This window comes from Herbiconiux sp. L3-i23 (assembly GCF_023734115.1).
In the GTDB taxonomy this organism is placed as follows: Bacteria; Actinomycetota; Actinomycetes; order Actinomycetales; family Microbacteriaceae; genus Naasia.
Genome location: NZ_AP025737.1, coordinates 1,641,796 through 1,660,843, shown reverse-complemented (window position 1 = coordinate 1,660,843; position 19,048 = coordinate 1,641,796). Strand labels below are relative to the sequence as shown.

Genomic DNA, 19,048 nt, shown 5'->3' with positions numbered 1-19,048 from the left:
GTACGGCGAGTGAACGAGAGGCGCCCGTTCCCCGGTTCAGTAGCCGGCGGGCCCCGAGGTCTGGGGGGCTTCGCCGAGCACGGCCGCGGATGCCGAGACGCCGAGGCGGTCGGCGCCCGCCGCGATCATCGCGAGGGCGTCCTCGCGGGTGCGGATGCCGCCCGACGCCTTCACCTTGGCGCGTCCCGCGACGGTCTTCGCCATCAGTTCGACCGCGTGCACGCTGGCGCCGCCCGTCGGGTGGAATCCGGTGGAGGTCTTCACGAAGTCGGCCCCGGCGGCCACCGCGGCCTCGCAGACGGCGACGATCTCCTCGTCGGTCAGCGCCGCCGACTCGATGATGACCTTCAGCACCGTCGGTGCGGGCACCGCGGCGCGCACGGCCTCGATGTCGCTGCGGACGTCGCCGAAGCGACCCTCCTTCGCCGCGCCCACGTCGATCACCATGTCGATCTCGTCGGCCCCGGCCGAGACGGCGAGCGCGGCCTCGCTCGCCTTCACCTGCGAGAGGTGCTTGCCGCTCGGGAAGCCGGTGACCGCGGCGACCTTCAGATCGGAGCCTTCGGGCACGGCGAGCGGCAGCATGCTGGGCGACACGCACACCGAGTAGGTGCCGAGACGCACGCCCTCGGCGACCAGCGCCGCGACGTCGGCCGCGGTCGCCTCGGGCTTCAGGAGGGTGTGATCGATGTAGCGGGCGAGCTGCGCGGCGGTGAGATGGGGGGCGTTGGTCATCGAGGAGGTCCTTCGTCAGGAGCAGGTGCGGGCGAGGTGCGGACGGCACCGGTCGCCGTGCCGACGGGGCGCGAGTGGCCCCGAGACCGGCTCTGGCAAGTGTAGGCTTCACGAGAAGTCCAGACATCCTTTAAGTGCCGTCCCGAGAGGCGGGGAAGGAGGTCGTTCATGGTGGCGCGTACCGTGCTGCACCAGGCCGACATCACGCGGGCGTTGACCCGTATCGCTCACGAGATCCTCGAGGCGGCCAAAGGCCCCGACGACCTCGTCCTCCTCGGCATCCCGACGCGCGGCGTCGAACTCGCCGACCGTCTCGGCGCGATGCTCACCGACTTCGCGGGCGTCGCCGTTCCGGTGGGGTCGCTCGACGTCACCATGTACCGTGACGATCTCGACCGGCAGCCCATGCGCGGCTCGTCGCCGACCCTGATCCCCGAAGCCGGCATCGACGGCAAGACCGTCGTCCTCGTCGACGACGTGCTCTACTCCGGGCGCACGATCCGCGCCGCCCTCGACGCCCTCGCCGACGTCGGCCGCCCCGCGGTGGTGCGCCTCGCCGTCCTCGTCGACCGAGGGCACCGCGAGCTGCCGATCCGTCCGGACTTCGTCGGCAAGAACCTGCCATCGGCGGCCAGCGAGCGCGTGAACGTCCGACTCCTCTCCACCGACGGCGAGGCCGACTCCGTGAGCATCGGAGAAGGGAGCGCCGCGTGAAGCACCTGCTCTCGACCCGCGACCTCGGCCGCGACGACGCCGTCCGCATCCTCGACATCACCGAGGACATGGCGGCCACGGGGCAGCGCGAGGTCAAGAAGCTGCCCACCCTGCGCGGCAAGACCGTCGTGAACCTGTTCTTCGAGGACTCCACCCGCACCCGCATCTCCTTCGAGGCGGCGGCGAAGCGGCTCTCGGCCGATGTCATCAGCTTCGCCGCCAAGGGCTCGTCCGTGTCGAAGGGCGAATCGCTGCAGGACACCGCGCAGACCCTCGAGGCGATCGGCGCCGACGTCATCGTCATCCGGCACCAGGCCTCCGGCGCGCCCGCGCTGCTCGCGCGATCGGGATGGATCGAGGCCAGCGTCCTGAACGCGGGCGACGGCACCCACGAGCACCCCACGCAGGCGCTCCTCGACGCGTTCACCCTGCGTCGGCGCATCCACGGCGACGCCAGCCGCGGCCGCGGCCTCGACGGGGTGCGCGTGCTCATCGTCGGCGACATCCTGCATTCGCGCGTCGCCCGCTCGAACCTGTGGCTGCTCACCACGCTCGGCGCCGAGGTGACACTCGTTGGTCCGCCCACCCTGATGCCGTTCGGCATCGACGACTGGCCGGCCGCCGTGCGCTACGACCTCGACGACGCGATCGCCGAGGTGCGGCCCGACGCCGTCATGATGCTGCGCGTCCAGCGCGAGCGGATGAACGCCGCCTTCTTCCCGAGCGAACGCGAGTACGCGGGGCTCTGGGGCCTCACCGCCGCCCGGTTCGCCGCGCTGCCCGACGCCTGCGTCGTCATGCATCCCGGCCCCATGAACCGGGGGTTCGAGATCGCCTCGGTCGCCGCGGACTCGCCGCGCTCCACCGTGCTCGAACAGGTCACCGCGGGTGTATCGACCCGCATGGCCGCCCTCTACCTCACCGCGACCGGAGGTGCCGCATGAGCGAGCTCCACCTGCTGAAGGGCGTCACGCTCTCCGACGGCTCCCGCACCGACGTGCTGCTGCGCGACGGCGTCGTGGCCGAGACCGGTGCCGTCAGCGCCGCCGGGGCGCGCGTCACCGACGCCGACGGCCTCCTGGCGCTGCCCGGCCTCGTCGACCTGCACACGCACCTCCGCGAGCCGGGAGGCGAAGGCGCCGAGACGGTGCTCACCGGGTCGCGGGCGGCGGCCGCCGGCGGGTTCACCGCGGTGAACGCGATGGCCAACACGAGCCCTGTCGCCGACACGGCGAGCGTCGTCGAACAGGTGCAGGCGCTCGGCGAGGCCGCCGGTTACGTGACCGTGCGTCCGATCGGCGCCGTGAGCAAGGGGCTCGCGGGCGAGCACCTCGCCGACATCGGCGGCATGGCTCGCTCCCGCGCCCGGGTCCGGGTCTTCAGCGACGACGGCATGTGCGTCGCCGACGCGCTGCTCATGCGCCGTGCGCTCGAATACATCAAGACCTTCGACGGCGTCCTCGCCCAGCACGCGCAGGAGCCGAGGCTCACGATCGGCGCGCAGCTCAACGAAGGGCCGGTCAGCGCCGAGCTCGGCCTCGCGGGATGGCCCGCCGTGGCGGAGGAGGCGATCATCGCGCGCGACGTGCTCCTCGCCGGTCACACCGGTGCGCGCCTGCACGTCTGCCACGTGTCGACCGCCGGCAGTGTCGAGGTGCTCCGCTGGGCGAAGAGCCGCGGCTTCCGGGTGACGGCCGAGGTCACCCCGCACCACCTGCTGCTCACCGACCGGCTCGCCGAGGGCTACGACGCCCGCTACAAGGTGAACCCGCCGCTGCGCTCCGACGAGGACGTCGCGGCGGTGCGGGCAGGACTCGCCGACGGCACGATCGACATCGTCGCGACCGACCACGCCCCGCACGGCGCCGACGCGAAGCGCTGCGAGTGGAACGACGCCGCGAACGGCATGGTGGGGCTCGAGTCGGCGCTGTCCGTGGTGCAGGAGACGATGGTCGAAACCGGAATGCTCGGCTGGAAGGACGTCGAACGCGTGCTCTCCGTCGCCCCTGCCCGGATCGGCGACGTCGCAGGACACGGTGTGCCCATCGCGGTAGGCGCCCCCGCCGAGATCACCCTCTACGACCCGTCGACGCGGCACGACTTCGACGTCGACGACCTCGCGGGGAAGAGTCGTAACTCTCCCTATCTCGGCCGTTCGCTGCCGGGCACGGTGGTCGCGACCTTCCATTCCGGCAGGCAGACCGTCCGCGACGGCGCCGTCGTCGACCTCGAAGTGGAGGTGCAGGGTGCCTGATTCACCGATCCCGCTCCTCGTCATCGGCGCGCTCGTCGTGCTGGCCTTCGTCGGCATGGCGATCGGCTGGCGTGCGCGACGACGCCGGCAGAGCCACCTCGACGCCGCCGTTCCCGTCCCCGTCGCGCTGTCGACGCCGATCCTCACGGCCGAGGTGTTCTACGTCGCGACCACCGTGGCCGAGCGCCCCCTCGACCGGATCGCCGTCGCCGGCCTCGGCGTCCGTGGTCGGGCAGACGTCGCCGTGCACCCCGAAGGCGTGGTCATCGCGATCCGCGGCACCGAGCCGGTGTTCCTCGCCGCGGACGCCATTGCCTCGGCGGGCCTCGGCACTTTCGCCGTCGACCGGGTCGTCGAACCCGACGGCCTCGCCGTGATCAGCTGGACGCTCGGGGACACCGGCGTCGACACCTACCTCCGCGCCTCGACCGGAACCGAGAAGACCGCCCTCGTGGGCGCGGTGCAGAGCATCGTCGGCGGTTCGGTAACGTCGAAGACCGCTTCACCCGAAGGGAAGAACCAACAGTGACAACTCGTGAATCGGCCGTGCTCGTGCTCGAAGACGGGCGGCGCTTCCGCGGTCGCGCCTACGGCGCCACCGGCCGCGCCCTCGGCGAGGCCGTCTTCGCGACCGGCATGACCGGATACCAGGAGACCCTGACCGACCCGTCGTATGCGGGCCAGATCGTTATGCAGACCGCGCCGCACATCGGCAACACCGGGGTGAACGACGAAGACCCCGAGTCGAAGCGCATCTGGGTCGCAGGCTACATCGTGCGCGACCCCTCTCGCGTCGTGTCCAACTTCCGCGCGAACCGCAGCCTCGACGACGACCTCGTCGCGCAGGGCGTCGTCGGCATCAGCGGCATCGACACCCGTGCGCTCACCCGTCACCTGCGCGACCGCGGCGCGATGCGCGCCGGGATCTTCTCGGGCACCGAGGCGGCGTTGGGGGAGGACGAGCAGCTCGCGGTGGTGCGCGAGGCGCCCGAGATGACCGGGCTCAGCCTCTCGTCGGAGGTCTCGACCGACGAGGCGTACACCGTGCCGGCCACGACCGAGCGCATCGGATCCGTCGCGATCCTCGACCTCGGCATCAAGGCGGCGACCATCCACGCCCTCGCCGAGCGGGGCTTCGACGTCCATGTCGTTCCCGAGTCGATCTCGGTCGACGACCTCTATGCGCTCGAGCCCAGCGCGGTCTTCTACTCGAACGGTCCCGGCGACCCTGAAGCCTCCGAGCACCACGTCGGGCTGCTGCAGCAGGTGCTGCGCCGCGGCACCCCGTTCTTCGGCATCTGCTTCGGCAACCAGCTGCTCGGGCGCGCGCTCGGCTTCGGCACCTACAAGCTGCCCTTCGGTCACCGCGGCATCAACCAGCCGGTGCTCGACAAGCGCACCGGACGCGTCGAGATCACCGCCCACAACCACGGCTTCGCGGTCGACGCCCCCCTCGACGGACCCGTCGACACCCCGGCCGGATTCGGTCGCGCCGAGGTGAGCCACATCGGCCTCAACGACCAAGTCGTCGAAGGCATCGCCTGCCTCGACATCCCTGCCTTCTCGGTGCAGTACCACCCGGAGGCCGCCGCCGGCCCGCACGACTCGTCGTACCTCTTCGACCGCTTCCGCGACATGGTGCTCGCCGCGCGCGATGGCGTCGACGCCGCGATCGCCGTCGAGGCGGCACCCGCCCGTGAAGACGTCGGCGCCGACCCCCTCGAGGGCGCCCGCAAGGCCGGCACCCTTCCCGACACCACCACCGACATCGCAGGAGAGCACGCCTGATGCCCAAACGTCCCGACATCAACAGCGTCCTCGTCATCGGCTCCGGCCCGATCGTCATCGGGCAGGCCGCCGAGTTCGACTACTCGGGCACCCAGGCGTGCCGCGTGCTGCGCGAGGAGGGCGTCCGCGTCATCCTGGTCAACCCGAACCCGGCCACGATCATGACCGACCCGGGCTTCGCCGACGCGACCTACATCGAGCCGATCACGAGCCAGTCGCTCGAGGCGATCATCGTGAAGGAGAAGCCCGACGCGGTGCTCCCGACCCTCGGTGGCCAGACCGCGCTGAACGCGGCGATCGCGCTCGACGAGGCCGGCATCCTCGAGAAGCACGGCGTCGAGCTGATCGGTGCGAAGGTCGACGCCATCCGCAAGGGCGAAGACCGGCAGATCTTCAAGGAGCTCGTGCTCGAGGCGGGTGCCGATGTCGCGAAGTCCTACATCGCGCACACCGTCGACGAGGCCGTCGAGTTCGCCGAGGACCTCGGCTACCCGCTCGTTGTGCGCCCCTCGTTCACGATGGGCGGCCTCGGATCGGGCTTCGCCCACGACCCCGACGAGCTGCGCCGCATGGTCGGCGACGGCCTGCACCAGAGTCCGACCACCGAGGTGCTGCTCGAAGAGAGCATCCTCGGCTGGAAGGAGTACGAGCTCGAGCTCATGCGCGACACCGCCGACAACACGGTCGTCGTCTGCTCGATCGAGAACGTCGACCCCGTCGGCGTGCACACCGGTGACTCCATCACCGTCGCGCCCGCGCTCACGCTGACCGACCGCGAGTACCAGCGGCTGCGCGACATCGGCATCGACATCATCCGCGCCGTCGGCGTCGACACCGGCGGCTGCAACATCCAGTTCGCCATCGACCCCGAGAACGGTCGGGTCATCGTCATCGAGATGAACCCGCGCGTCTCGCGCTCGTCGGCCCTCGCCTCGAAGGCGACCGGTTTCCCGATCGCGAAGATCGCCGCGAAGCTCGCCATCGGCTACCGCCTCGACGAGATCCCCAACGACATCACCAAGGTCACGCCCGCAAGCTTCGAGCCGACCCTCGATTACATCGTCGTCAAGGTGCCCCGGTTCGCGTTCGAGAAGTTCCCCGCCGCCGATGCGCACCTCACCACCACCATGAAGTCGGTCGGCGAGGCGATGGCGATCGGCCGCAATTTCAGCACGGCGCTGCAGAAGTCGCTGCGCAGTCTCGAGAAGCGCGGCTCGTCCTTCACCTGGGCGGCGGACGCCGAGGCCGGTCGGCTCTCGGTCGACGAACTGCTCGCGAAGGCGAGCATCCCGACAGACGGGCGCATCGTCACCGTCCAGCAGGCGCTGTACGCCGGTGCAACGGTCGAGCAGGTCTTCGACGCGACGAAGATCGACCCCTGGTTCCTCGACCAGATCGTGCTGATCAACGAGGTGGCCGCCGAGGTGCGCGACGCCGCCGTGCTCGACGCGGAACTGATCCGCTACGCCAAGGAGCACGGGTTCTCCGACGCGCAGCTCGCCGAGCTGCGCGGCATCGACGAGGTCGAGGCGCGGCGCATCCGACACGAGGCCGGCGTCCGCCCGGTGTTCAAGACGGTCGACACCTGCGCGGGCGAGTTCCCCGCCCTCACGCCGTACCACTACTCGTCCTACGACGAAGAGACCGAGGTCGCCGCGAGCGACCGCCGCAAGGTCGTCATCCTCGGGTCGGGTCCGAACCGCATCGGTCAGGGCGTCGAGTTCGACTACTCGTGCGTGCACGCGGCCTTCGCCCTGTCGGATGCGGGCTACGAGACGATCATGATCAACTGCAACCCCGAGACGGTGTCGACCGACTACGACACCTCCGACCGGCTCTACTTCGAGCCGCTCACCCTCGAGGACGTGCTCGAGGTCATCGACGCCGAGAAGGCGTCGGGTGAGCTCGTCGGTGTCGTCGTCCAGCTCGGCGGCCAGACCGCCCTGGGCCTCGCGAAGGGGCTCGAGGCGGCCGGCGTGCCGATCCTCGGCACCTCGCCGTCGGCCATCGACCTCGCCGAAGAGCGGGGGCTCTTCGCCGGCATCCTCGAAGGCGCCGACCTGCTGGCGCCGAAGAACGGGACCGCGGTCGAACTGGCCGGCGCGCTCGACGTCGCCGCCGGAATCGGTTACCCGGTGCTCGTGCGCCCCTCGTACGTGCTCGGCGGACGCGGCATGGAGATCGTCTACGACTCCGAATCGCTCGTCGACTACTTCGGTCGCATCGAAGGCCAGGGCATCGTTGGCGACGGCTTCCCCTTGCTCGTCGACCGCTTCCTCGACGACGCGATCGAGATCGACGTCGACGCGCTCTACGACGGCGAGCGGCTCTACGTCGGCGGCATCATGGAGCACATCGAGGAGGCCGGCATCCACTCCGGCGACTCCAGCTGCACCCTGCCGCCGGTGACGCTCGGTCGCGCGCAGATCGATCGGGTCCGCGAGGCGACCCTCGCGATCGCGCAGGGCATCGGCGTCCGCGGTCTGCTCAACGTGCAGTTCGCGATCGGTGCCGGCGTGCTCTACGTGCTCGAGGCGAACCCGCGTGCCTCGCGCACCGTGCCGTTCGTGTCGAAGGCGCTCGGCATCGCACTCGCGAAGGGCGCGTCGCTGCTGATGGTGGGCAAGAGCATCGACGAGCTCATCGAGACGGGGGTGCTCCCGGCCGAGGACGGTTCGAACGTCCCGGTCGACGCCCCGGTCGCGGTGAAGGAGGCGGTGCTGCCGTTCAAGCGGTTCCGCACCGCCGAGGGCCGCGTCGTCGACTCGGTGCTCGGGCCTGAGATGCGCTCGACCGGCGAGGTCATGGGGATCGACCGCGACTTCCCTCGAGCGTTCGCGAAGAGCCAGGAGGCCGCCTACGGCGGTCTGCCCGAGAGCGGACGCGTGTTCGTCTCCGTCGCCGACCGCGACAAGCGCGCCATCATCCTGCCGATCCTTCGTCTGCAGCAGCTCGGTTACGAGATCTGCGCGACCGAGGGCACGGCCGAGATCCTGCGCCGCAACGGGATCCGTGCCGAGGTCGTGCTGAAGCACAGCAGCACCGAGGCCGCGTCGGGCGCCACCGACGTCGTCGACCTGATCGACGCGGGCGAGATCGACATCGTCATCAACACGCCGAGTGGCCGCTCCGCTCGGGCCGATGGCTACGAGATCCGTGCCGCCGCCGTCGCCGCCGACAAGCCGCTGTTCACCACGATCGCCGAGCTCGCCGCCGCGGTCGGCTCGCTCGAAGCGACCGGCGCGGGGTTCGAAGTCACGAGCCTTCAGGAATACGCTGATCAGAGGGCAACCGCGAGCGCATCGACGGAGAGGGAGGCGGCCGTATGACCGATCCCGTCACCGCAGCCTTCGGGGACCGCCTCGCCGAGGCGATCGCCCTGCACGGGCCGCTGTGCGTCGGGATCGATCCGCACGAGTACCTCCTCGACGAGTGGGCGCTGCCGTCGACCGCGATCGGCGCGCACGACTTCGGCATGCGGGTGCTCGACGCGTGCGTCGGCGAGGTGGCGATCATCAAGCCGCAGGTCGCCTTCTACGAGCGGTTCGGCTCCGCCGGCTACCGGGCCCTCGAAGACCTCTTCGCCGCCGCACGGTCGGCGGGGCTGCTCGTCCTCGCCGATGCCAAGCGCGGCGACCTCGGCAGCACCCTCGCCGCCTACGCGACGGCATGGCTGCAGCCCGGCTCTCCGCTCGAGGCCGACGCGGTGACGGTCGCGCCCTACCTCGGCTTCGGCTCGCTCGAGGTCGTCCTCGAGACGGCGCGGATCCACGGCAAGGGGGCATTCGTGCTCTCGGCGACGTCGAACCCGGAGGCCGCCGAGCTGCAGACCTCCGCCGTCCGGCGCGGGTCCACCGAGGGGTCGACGGTGGCCGGCTCGATCGCCGAGCTCGTCGCCCGCCACGACGCCGAGACCTACCACGGCGACCGGCTCGGCTCGATCGGAGTCGTCCTCGGGGCGACCGTCGACTTCGCGGACCTCGGAGTCGACCTCGAACTCCTCGCCGAGGCGCCGGGTGTCCCGGTCCTCGCTCCCGGCTTCGGGCATCAGGGTGCCCGCGTCGAAGACATCAAGACCCTGTTCGGCCCGTCCGCGCCGAACACCCTCGTCGCCGAGTCGCGCAGCATCCTCGCCGCCGGCCCGAGCGGCATCGTCGCCGCGGTGCGGCAGCAGAAGCAGCAGGTCATGGAGGCCGTCGCGTGAAACCCCCCGAAGTCGACAGGATCGCCGGATCCCGCGCCGCCGTCGCCGCGCGTCGTGCACGCGCCGAGGTCAAGCGGCAGATCGCCTCGGGGGAGCGCCTCGCGATCGATGTGGTCGACTCCGCGGGCGACGAGCACCCCGCCGAGGCGACCCTGCGGGTCAGCGAGCTGATCGGCAGCATCCCGTGGCTCGGACCCACCCGCACCGCCCGCATCATGGAGGACCTCGCCATCTCGCCGTCGAAGCGGGTCGGCGGGCTCGGCGCCCACCAGAAGGTGCGGCTGCGCGAGTTCCTGCTGCGTCGCCAGGGCACCGCCGGGCGCGCTCCGCTGCGCCCCGGCAGTCTCGTCGTGCTCGCGGGTCCGACGGCCGTCGGCAAGGGCACTGTCGCAGGCCACATCCGCACCCACCACCCCGACGTCCTGCTCTCGGTGAGCGCGACGACGAGGCCGCCGCGGCCGGGCGAGATCGAGGGCGTGACCTACTACTTCGTCGACGACGCGCGCTTCGACGCGATGGTCGAGGAGAACGAGTTCCTCGAGTGGGCGACGGTCCACAACGCGTACCGCTACGGCACCCCCCGCACCCCGATCGTCACGGCCCTGAACCAGGGCAAGAGCGTCCTGCTCGAGATCGACCTGCAGGGCGCGCGTCAGGTGCGACAGGCGTTCCCCGAGGCGCGGCTGGTCTTCCTGCTGCCCCCGTCCTGGGACGAACTGGTGCGGCGGCTCGTCGGCCGCGGCACCGAGGACGAGGCCGAACGGGAGCGCCGGCTGGCCACCGCGAAGATCGAGCTGGCCGCGCAGGACGAGTTCGATTTCCATGTCGTCAACTCCGACGTGGAGACCGCGGCCCGGGAAGTCGTACAATTGATGGCGGTCTCGCGCGATTAGCGCGCCCTCACGCTTCCGTTCGGCTTCGGCACCTGCCGGTCGGCCCGACACATCAACCGCCACGAAAGGCGCACACATGAGCAGCATGAAGTCCGAAGGCATCATCGACCCGCCGATCGACGACCTCCTCTCGAAGGTCGACTCGAAGTACGCGCTCGTGCTCTTCGCCTCGAAGCGCGCCCGTCAGATCAACGACTACTACGCCGATCTGCACGAAGGCAGCCTGTTCGACAACGTCGGCCCGCTGGTCGACGCGCCGATCGACCAGAAGCCGCTGTCGATCGCGATGCACGAGATCAACGAGGACAAGCTCGTCTCGAAGGCGCTCTGAGCCTTCCGTGGCGAACGCGGCTCACGCCGCGGGTGAGGCGCCCCGACTGAACATCGTCGTGGGCATCACCGGCGGGATCGCCGCCTACAAGGCGGTCCAGGTGGTGCGCGAGCTGGTGCTCGCCGGCCACGACGTGCACGTGGTGGCGACCGAGGCCGCTCTGCGCTTCGTCGGTGCGCCGACGCTCGAGGCGATCAGCCGCAACCCGCTCGGCACCGACCTCTACGAGGGCGTCGCCGACGTGCGCCACGTCGCCCTCGGCCAGGCCGCCGACCTCATCGTGGTCGCCCCGGCGACCGCCGACTTCCTCGCGAAGCTCGCCGGCGGTCAGGCGGGCGATCTGCTCGGCAACACCGTGCTCGCGAGCCGCGCACCCCTCGTCGTCGCTCCGGCGATGCACACCGAGATGTGGCAGAACGCCGCGACGCAGGCCAATATCGCCACCCTCCGCGAGCGCGGCGTCATCACCGTCGGCCCGGCGGTCGGGCAGCTCACCGGCGCCGACTCGGGTCCCGGACGGATGAGCGAGCCGAGCGACATCGTTCGCGTCGCCCTCGCCGCCGTCGCCACGAAGGACCTCGAGGGTCTCCGCGTGCTCGTGACCGCGGGCGGCACCCGCGAACCCCTCGACCCGGTGCGCTTCATCGGCAACCGTTCGAGCGGCAGACAGGGCGTCGCCCTCGCCGAAGCGGCACGCGACCGCGGTGCCGAGGTCACCCTCATCGCCGCGCACCTCGAGATCGACCCGCCGCACGGCATCGACCTGGTCCGCGTCGAGACCGCCGCCGAGCTGGCCGCCGCCGTCGCGGACTCCGCTGCCGACGCCGACGTGGTCGTGATGGCCGCCGCCGTCGCCGACTACCGGCCCGAGGCGGTCGCCGACGGCAAGCTCAAGAAGGAGTCGCTCGGCACCGCGGTGACCGTGCGGCTCGTGCAGAACCCCGACATCCTGCGCTCGCTGACATCCGGGGAGCTGACGCCCACCCGCGCCGCCGGTCAGCGTGTCATCGGGTTCGCCGCCGAGACCGAGCCCGACGACGACCGCTTCCTCGCGATCGCGCGCGCCAAGGCCGAGCGCAAGGGCGTCGACTACCTGGTCCTCAACAGGGTGGGGTGGCACGAAGGTTTCGGCACCCCCGGTAACGAGGTCATCGTGCTCGACCGGGCCGGCTCTATAGTGGGTGAGGCCGCGGGCGACAAGGTGTCGGTGGCCCACCGGATACTCGACCTGCTCGTCTGAGCCGGTCTGCGGGTCGGCGAACGAGCGGACCGGCACGGTCGACGCGCGAGAGCGTCGCCCTTCCGGTCGGGCCGAGAAATCCCGCAGTACCTCTGGAGCTCCCATGGCAGCATTGCGCCTGTTCACGTCCGAGTCGGTGACCGAAGGTCACCCCGACAAGATCTGCGACCAGATCTCCGACAGCATCCTCGACGCCCTGCTCGAGCAGGACCCCGAGAGCCGCGTCGCGCTCGAGACCCTCGTCACGACCGGCCTCGTGCACGTCGCCGGCGAAGTGACGACCGAGGGGTACGCCGACATCCCCGGCATCGTCCGCTCCCGCATCCGCGAGATCGGCTACGACTCGTCCGAGAAGAGCTTCGACGCCGACAGCTGCGGCGTCTCGGTGTCGATCGGCTCCCAGTCGCCCGACATCGCGGGCGGCGTCGACCGCGCCCTCGAGGCGCGCGAGGCCGACGCGTCGGGCGACGAGGTCGACGCGCTCAGCACCCTCGGGGCCGGCGACCAGGGCATCATGTTCGGCTTCGCGACCACCGAGACGCGCGAGCTCATGCCCGTGCCCATCTGGCTCGCCCACCGGCTGTCCGAGCGGCTCGCCGCGGTGCGCAAGGAGGGCGTGCTCGACTACCTCCGCCCCGACGGCAAGACCCAGGTCACCGTCGGCTACGACGGCCACACGCCCCGCTCGATCGAGACCGTCGTGCTCTCCACCCAGCACGCGCCGCACATCGAGACCGCGCGGCTGCAGAGCGAGGTCGCCGAGGCGGTGATCCGCCCGGTGCTGGAGGCGAGCCCCCTCGACTCCGACTCGGTGCGGCTGCTGATCAATCCCACCGGGCGGTTCGAGATCGGCGGCCCTAAGGGCGACGCCGGGCTGACCGGCCGCAAGATCATCGTCGACACCTACGGCGGCGCCGCCCGTCACGGCGGCGGGGCCTTCAGCGGCAAGGACCCCTCGAAGGTCGACCGATCCGCCGCGTACGCGCTGCGCTGGGTCGCGAAGAACGCCGTCGCGGCGGGCCTTGCGACGCGGCTCGAGGTGCAGGTGGCCTACGCGATCGGCCGTGCCGCGCCCGTCGGCCTCTACGTCGAGACCTTCGACAGCGGAGTCGTCTCCGACGAGACGATCATCAAGGCCATCCAGGAGGTCTTCGATCTGCGGCCGGCCGCGATCATCCGCGACCTCGACCTGAAGCGGCCGATCTACGCGCAGACCTCGACCTACGGCCACTTCGGCCGCGAGCTGCCCGACTTCACCTGGGAGCGTCTCGACCGCGTCGACGCGCTCCGCGACGCCGCCGGCCTCTGACGGTCGCGAGACGACCATCATCGACGACGAGCACTGACGACGAGCACCGGGTCAGCGTGGCCGCAGCAGAACCGCACCGCGTCGCGCGGGTCATCATCGACTCGCCGCTGCCGCAGCTCGATCACCTCTTCGACTATCGCATCCCCGACGCGCTCGTGGGGCGGGTCGTCCAGGGGGTGCGAGTGCGGGTCCCGTTGCGGGTCGCGCGCCGGATCGCCGATGCGTACGTCGTCGAGACGGCGGTCTCGTCCGAGGTGCCGGGTGAGCTCAGCGAGATCGAGGAGCTCGTCTCCGAGATCTCGGTGCTGCGCCGTGAGGTGTTCGACCTCACTCGCGCCGCTGCCGACCGTGCGGCCGGCGGCGCCTCGGACATCATCCGGCTCGCGGTGCCGCGCCGACACGTCCGAGTCGAGAAGGCGTGGCTCGCGCGCGAGCAGGCAGAGCCGCTCGCTCTTCCTCAGGCCCGCGCGGTCGACGGCTACGCGGCGGATCAGCTCGGTGGCAGCCGGCTCGCGGTCGCCGCACCTGTCGGCGTGGTGGAGGTCGGGGGCCGCTTCATCGGTGCCTGGGCGCTCACCCTCGCGCAACTCGCCGTCCGCGCTCTCGCCGATGGCCGCAGCGCGCTTCTCGCGGTGCCCGACTACCGCGACCAGGACCAGCTCGAGATCGCCCTCGCGGCGCTGGTCGACGAACGGTTCGTGCTGCGCCTCGACGCGAAGCAGACGCCCGCGTCGCGGTATCGGGCGTTCCTCGACACCCTCGTGCCCGAGCCGCGCATCGTGATCGGCAACCGGTCGGTCGTCTACGCGCCCGCCCACGACCCGGGCCTCATCGCGTTCTGGAACGACGGGGACGCGCTCTTCGCCGAGCCGCTCGCCCCGTACGTGCACGCCCGCGACGCCGCCCTGATCCGGCAGGAGCAGTCGGGCGCCGCGCTCGTCTTCCTCTCCCACACGCCGTCGAGCCAGGTCGAACGCCTGGTGCGTCTCGGCTGGCTGACCAGGGTCGCCCCTCTCCGGGCCCGCGGACCCCGGGTCGTCCTGACCCCCGACGACCCGACGTCGCCGCGCATCCCGCCCTCCGCCTGGAAAGCCGCGAGCGAGGCGCTCGCCACCGGGCCGGTGCTCATCCAGGTCGCGCGCCCGGGCAGCGCGTCGCTCGAGGCGCGGGAACGCGGTGAGGCGATGGCGGCCGACGCCGGCGGCACCGCGCACGACCTCGCCCGGGCCTTCCCTCGGGTGAAGGTGCTGCTCGCCGACGGCGACCACCCGGTCGAGCGGGTCGGATCCGAGCCATTGCTCGTCATCGCCACCCGCGGCGCCGAGCCGATCGCCGACGGCGGCTACCACGCCGTTCTGCTCCTCGACGGCGGCCGGATGCTCGCCCGCGAGTCGCTGCGCGTCGCCGAGGACTGCCTGCGCTGGTGGTCCGCCGCGGCGACGCTGGCGGCCGCCGGAGCCCCCGTGCACCTCGTCGGCATCGGCGGCGAACTCGGGATCGCGATGGCGACCTGGCGTCAGGACGACTTCCTGGCGCGGGAAGTGGCTGAACGCAAGCAGCTGCGCCTCCCGCCCGCCGTGCGGCTGGCGTCCGTCAGCGGCGCGTCGCGTCTCGTCGCGGAGGCCGTCGCCGCGGCCGAGCGGGTGGGCGCGTCGGTGCTCAGCACCGAGCCGCTCGACGCCCCGGGATCCGGCGCGGTGCGCACCCTGATGCGGTTCGACTACGGACACGGGCACGACGTCGCGAGCGCGCTGCGCACCGCGGTCGTCGCGGCCGCCTCGGGGCGTCGGCGCCCCGCGACCGACGAGCGCGGATACCGCCCGGCCCCTACACTCAGAGTCCGGATGGACGACGTCGATGCACTGTGATGCCGCGTCCCATCCGACGGCACGATGCCGAGGTCCGCTGAGGGGAGGCGCGCGATGAGGATCGTCTTCGCCGGCACCCCCGACGTCGCCGTGCCGAGTCTCGACGCCCTCCTCGCCGCCGGGCACGATGTCGCTGCGGTCGTCACCCGGCCCGACGCCCCGGTCGGACGGAAGCGTGTCCTGACCCCGTCGCCCGTCGCCCATCACGCCGAAGCCCTCGGTCTGAAAGTGCTGAAGTCGGCGCGGGCCGACGACGCTCTGACCGCCGAGGTCGCGGCCCTCGCGCCCGAGCTCGGGGTCGTGGTCGCCTACGGGGGGCTGTTGCGCCGCCCGCTGCTCGAGACCCCGCGCCTCGGCTGGATCAACCTGCACTTCTCGCTGCTGCCCCGCTGGCGGGGCGCCGCACCCGTGCAACGCGCCGTGATCGCCGGCGACGAGATCACCGGCGCGAACGTCTTCCAGCTCGAAGAGGGCCTCGACACGGGGCCGGTGTTCGGCGGCATCGAGACCCCGACCGCCGACAAGACCGCGGGACAGTTGCTCGACGAGCTCTCCCGCTCCGGCGCCGGTCTCCTCGCCGACGTCGTCGCGCGGCTCGCCGACGGCACCGCCGTCGCCGTGCCGCAGCAGGGGGAGGCGACGCACGCCCCGAAGCTGTCCGTCACCGACGGCGTGCTCGACGTGAGCCGTTCCGCCGAGGAGGTGCTGCAGAGGTTCCGCGGCACGACGCCCGAGCCCGGCGCGTCCCTCTCGATCGAGGGCGACCGTGTGAAGGTGCTCGCTGCGGCCGCGGCGCAGTCCGAGCTGAGGGTTGCGCCGGGCGATGTCGTCGCCGACGGGCGTCACGCCCTGCTCGGCACCGGCTCCGATGCGATCGAGCTGCTCCTCGTGCAGCCGGCGGGCAGGAAGCCGATGCCCGGCGCGGACTGGTTGCGCGGCCGTCCGGGAGCGGTGCGGGTCGAGGTGCCCGAGTGAGCCCGGTGCAGCCCGCACGCGATCTCGCTCTCGCGGTGATCCGCGCCGTCAACACCGACGACGCCTACGCGAACCTGCTGCTGCCCGCCCGACTCCGCCGATCGGGCCTCGGCACCGCCGACGCCGCGCTCGCGACGGAGCTCACCTACGGCACCCTCCGCCGATCCGGCTACTACGACCGCATCATCGAGCTCGCCTCGGGCCGGCCGATCGCGAAGATCGACCCTCCGGTGCGCGACATCCTCCGCCTCGGCGCCCACCAGTTGCTGTCGATGCGCGTCGCGCCGCACGCGGCCGTCAACGAGGCGGTCCAACAGGCGAAGGCGTCGGGCAAGCGCTCGGCGACGGGCTTCGTGAACGGGGTGCTCCGTTCGATCGCCCGGGTCGACCGGGAGGAGTGGCAGCACCGCGTGCTCGGCGACGCGGCCGACGACGCCGACCACCTCGCCGTCCTGCACTCGCACCCCCGCTGGGTCATCGACGCCTTGCGCGACGTGCTCGAACTCGACGACGCCTCCTCCGAGCTGATCTACCTCCTCGAGGCCGACAACGCGCCGCCGAAGGTCGGAGTCGTCGCGCTCCCCGGCCTCGCCGACCGCGACGCCGACCTCGGACCGTTGCCGCACAGCGAGTTCTCGCCGCTCGGCGCGGTGCTGAGCGGCGGAGACCCGTTCACGGTCGCCGCGGTGCGCGACGGACGAGCCCGTGTGCAGGACGAGGGATCGCAGCTCGCGGCGCTCGCCCTCTCCCGCGCCCGTCCGATCGAGGCGGGGGAGCGCTGGCTCGACATGTGCGCGGGCCCCGGCGGCAAGGCCGCCCTGCTCGCCGCCGAGGCGCACGCGGGCGGGGCGCACCTGACCGCGAACGAGGTCGTGCCCGCCCGTGCCCGCCTGGTACGCGGCGCGCTCGACGCCCTGCCGGGGGAGCCCGAGGTCGTCGAGGGCGACGGTCGCCGATACGCCGCCGAGCCCGAAACTTTCGACCGAGTGCTGCTCGACGCGCCGTGCACCGGCCTCGGCGCGCTCCGCCGCCGCCCCGAGGCGCGCTGGCGCAAGCAGCCGGCCGACGTCGAACAGCTCGTCCCCCTTCAGCGGGAGCTCTTCGACGCCGCCGTCGCCGCGCTGAAGCCGGGCGGCGTCCTCGCCTACGTGACCTGCTCGCCGCACGTCGCCGAGACCCGCGAGGTCGTCGCCGACGGTCTCGCCCGCCACCCCCGCCTGCGCAGCCTCGACACCCCGGCGGTCCTCGACGAGGTCACCGGCGGTGCGCTCTCCCGGGCGGCAGCGGGCGACGCCGTGCAGCTCTGGCCGCACCGACACGGAACCGACGGCATGTTCATCGCCCTTCTGGAGAAGACCGCATGAGCGGCGCAGAGGGCTGGGCGGCCGACAGCCCGCGCGGCGGACGGGATCTCGCCCTGTCGTTCTACGGCGACGACTTCACCGGCTCCACCGACGTGATGGAGGCGCTCGAGCTCGCCGGCGTGCCGACCGTGCTCTTCCTCGAGGCTCCGACGACCGAGCAGCTGGCGAAGCATCCCGACGCGCTGGCCGTCGGCGTCGCCGGCATCGCCCGGGCCATGACGCCCGACGAAATGGACGAGGCCCTCCCGCCGATCTTCGAACGGATCGCCGCGCTCGGCGCCCCGCTGTTCCACTACAAGGTCTGCTCGACGTTCGACTCGTCGCCGCGCATCGGCAGCATCGGCCGTGCGGCCGAACTGCTGAGGGACGCGTTCGGGGCAGCGCCCGTGCCGGTGGTCGTCGGGGTGCCGGAGCTCGGCCGGTACACGGCGTTCGGGCAGCTCTTCGCCACGGCGGACGGCCGCGTGCACCGCATCGACCGCCACCCGACGATGATGCGGCACCCCTCCACCCCGATGACCGAGGCCGACCTCCTCGTCCACCTCGGACGACAGACCGATCTGCGCGGAGGGCTCGTCGACATCCGCGCCCTCGAAAGCGACGACGACACCGCCGACGCCGCGACCGACGCGGCGATGCAGGGCGACGACGACCTCGTGCTGCTCGACGTGCTCGACGCCACCAGCCAGCGGCAGGCCGGGCGCCAACTGCTGAGGCTCGCGCATCGACGCACCGCCGACGGCGCTGTGCTCGCCGTGATCGGCTCCTCGGGGGTCGAGTACGCGCTCGCCCGCACCGCGCCGCCCGCAGCCCGCCCCGCCGTCGACGTGCCCGGCAGGATCGAGCAGACGCTGGTGATCGCCGGGTCCCGGTCACCCGCGACCGACGCGCAGATCGCCGCCGCCCGTGCGGAGGGCTTCGCCGACGTCCTCGTCGACCCGCACGCGGTCACCGGTGCCGACGCCGACGCGGCGATCACCGACGTGGTGCACCGCGCCGCCCTGGCGTACCGAGGCGGCGGTCACGTGCTGGTGCACACGCCGAAGAAGACCGGCGACGGCGACGTCGACGGAATCGCCCTCGCATCCGCGCTGGGCCGCATCGCCGGTGTGCTCGTGCGCGAGGTCGCGGCACGTCGACTCGTCGTCGCCGGGGGAGACACCTCGGGGTTCGTCACCCGCTCGCTCGCGATCGACGCGCTGCGGATCATCCAGCCGCTCGCGCCGGGAGCGCCGCTCTGTCGGGTCTCGAGCGACGACTCGGCCTTCGACGGCATGGAGCTGTGCCTGAAGTCCGGCCAGGTCGGCGCACCCGACTACTTCGTGCGCATCGCCGCGCTCGGCGCCTGACCGGTCGGCCCGGGCGGTTTCCCT

16 protein-coding genes are annotated in these 19,048 nt (G+C 71.9%); 15 read left to right on the top strand and 1 reads right to left on the bottom strand.

What is annotated here, in order from left to right; genetic code table 11:
* Positions 1 to 36 precede the first annotated feature (36 nt).
* On the bottom strand, positions 37 to 735 hold the full coding sequence (gene deoC, locus NGH83_RS07800) for a deoxyribose-phosphate aldolase (RefSeq protein WP_251855704.1): 699 nt from the start codon (positions 733 to 735) through the stop codon (positions 37 to 39).
* A 168-nt stretch (positions 736 to 903) separates the two neighbouring features.
* On the opposite strand from deoC, the gene pyrR reads away from it, so the two are divergent.
* The 15 genes from pyrR to NGH83_RS07725 all read left to right on the top strand — a co-directional run bounded on the left by pyrR (position 904) and on the right by NGH83_RS07725 (position 19,024).
* On the top strand, positions 904 to 1,449 hold the full coding sequence (gene pyrR / locus NGH83_RS07795; RefSeq protein WP_251855703.1) for a bifunctional pyr operon transcriptional regulator/uracil phosphoribosyltransferase PyrR: 546 nt from the start codon (positions 904 to 906) through the stop codon (positions 1,447 to 1,449).
* Complete coding sequence (locus tag NGH83_RS07790) at positions 1,446 to 2,393, top strand: aspartate carbamoyltransferase catalytic subunit (RefSeq protein WP_251855702.1); 948 nt, start codon at positions 1,446 to 1,448, stop codon at positions 2,391 to 2,393. Before pyrR ends, NGH83_RS07790 begins: the two co-directional genes overlap by 4 nt.
* Positions 2,390 to 3,703: a dihydroorotase gene (locus NGH83_RS07785; protein WP_251855701.1), complete on the top strand. Its 1,314-nt coding sequence runs from the start codon at positions 2,390 to 2,392 to the stop codon at positions 3,701 to 3,703. The genes NGH83_RS07790 and NGH83_RS07785 overlap by 4 nt, the downstream gene beginning before the upstream one ends.
* Positions 3,696 to 4,232 (top strand): hypothetical protein, encoded by a 537-nt coding sequence (locus NGH83_RS07780; protein WP_251855700.1) that lies wholly within the window; start codon positions 3,696 to 3,698, stop codon positions 4,230 to 4,232. Before NGH83_RS07785 ends, NGH83_RS07780 begins: the two co-directional genes overlap by 8 nt.
* Positions 4,229 to 5,491, top strand: coding sequence for a glutamine-hydrolyzing carbamoyl-phosphate synthase small subunit (gene carA, locus NGH83_RS07775; protein WP_251855699.1), 1,263 nt, complete (start codon positions 4,229 to 4,231; stop codon positions 5,489 to 5,491). Before NGH83_RS07780 ends, carA begins: the two co-directional genes overlap by 4 nt.
* A complete protein-coding gene (carB, locus tag NGH83_RS07770) occupies positions 5,491 to 8,820 on the top strand; it encodes a carbamoyl-phosphate synthase large subunit (RefSeq protein WP_251855698.1) in 3,330 nt (1,109 codons plus the stop codon). The genes carA and carB overlap by 1 nt, the downstream gene beginning before the upstream one ends.
* Entirely contained in the window at positions 8,817 to 9,695 is an 879-nt protein-coding gene (gene pyrF / locus NGH83_RS07765; protein WP_251855697.1) for an orotidine-5'-phosphate decarboxylase, read from the top strand. Before carB ends, pyrF begins: the two co-directional genes overlap by 4 nt.
* Positions 9,692 to 10,588, top strand: a complete 897-nt coding sequence (gmk, locus tag NGH83_RS07760) for a guanylate kinase (RefSeq protein ID WP_251855696.1) — start codon at positions 9,692 to 9,694, stop codon at positions 10,586 to 10,588. The genes pyrF and gmk overlap by 4 nt, the downstream gene beginning before the upstream one ends.
* Positions 10,589 to 10,664: 76 nt before the next feature.
* Positions 10,665 to 10,919 (top strand): DNA-directed RNA polymerase subunit omega, encoded by a 255-nt coding sequence (gene rpoZ, locus NGH83_RS07755; RefSeq protein ID WP_371872631.1) that lies wholly within the window; start codon positions 10,665 to 10,667, stop codon positions 10,917 to 10,919.
* Between the two features lie 46 nt (positions 10,920 to 10,965).
* Complete coding sequence (coaBC, locus tag NGH83_RS07750) at positions 10,966 to 12,159, top strand: bifunctional phosphopantothenoylcysteine decarboxylase/phosphopantothenate--cysteine ligase CoaBC (protein WP_251858482.1); 1,194 nt, start codon at positions 10,966 to 10,968, stop codon at positions 12,157 to 12,159.
* Positions 12,160 to 12,262: 103 nt separating this feature from the next.
* Complete coding sequence (metK, locus tag NGH83_RS07745) at positions 12,263 to 13,468, top strand: methionine adenosyltransferase (RefSeq protein WP_251855695.1); 1,206 nt, start codon at positions 12,263 to 12,265, stop codon at positions 13,466 to 13,468.
* Between the two features lie 56 nt (positions 13,469 to 13,524).
* Entirely contained in the window at positions 13,525 to 15,336 is a 1,812-nt protein-coding gene (locus NGH83_RS07740) for a primosomal protein N' (protein WP_251855694.1), read from the top strand.
* A gap of 54 nt (positions 15,337 to 15,390) precedes the next feature.
* On the top strand, positions 15,391 to 16,311 hold the full coding sequence (fmt, locus tag NGH83_RS07735; protein WP_251855693.1) for a methionyl-tRNA formyltransferase: 921 nt from the start codon (positions 15,391 to 15,393) through the stop codon (positions 16,309 to 16,311).
* Positions 16,308 to 17,675 (top strand): RsmB/NOP family class I SAM-dependent RNA methyltransferase, encoded by a 1,368-nt coding sequence (locus tag NGH83_RS07730; RefSeq protein WP_251855692.1) that lies wholly within the window; start codon positions 16,308 to 16,310, stop codon positions 17,673 to 17,675. The genes fmt and NGH83_RS07730 overlap by 4 nt, the downstream gene beginning before the upstream one ends.
* On the top strand, positions 17,672 to 19,024 hold the full coding sequence (locus NGH83_RS07725) for a four-carbon acid sugar kinase family protein (RefSeq protein ID WP_251855691.1): 1,353 nt from the start codon (positions 17,672 to 17,674) through the stop codon (positions 19,022 to 19,024). Before NGH83_RS07730 ends, NGH83_RS07725 begins: the two co-directional genes overlap by 4 nt.
* Positions 19,025 to 19,048: the final 24 nt, after the last annotated feature.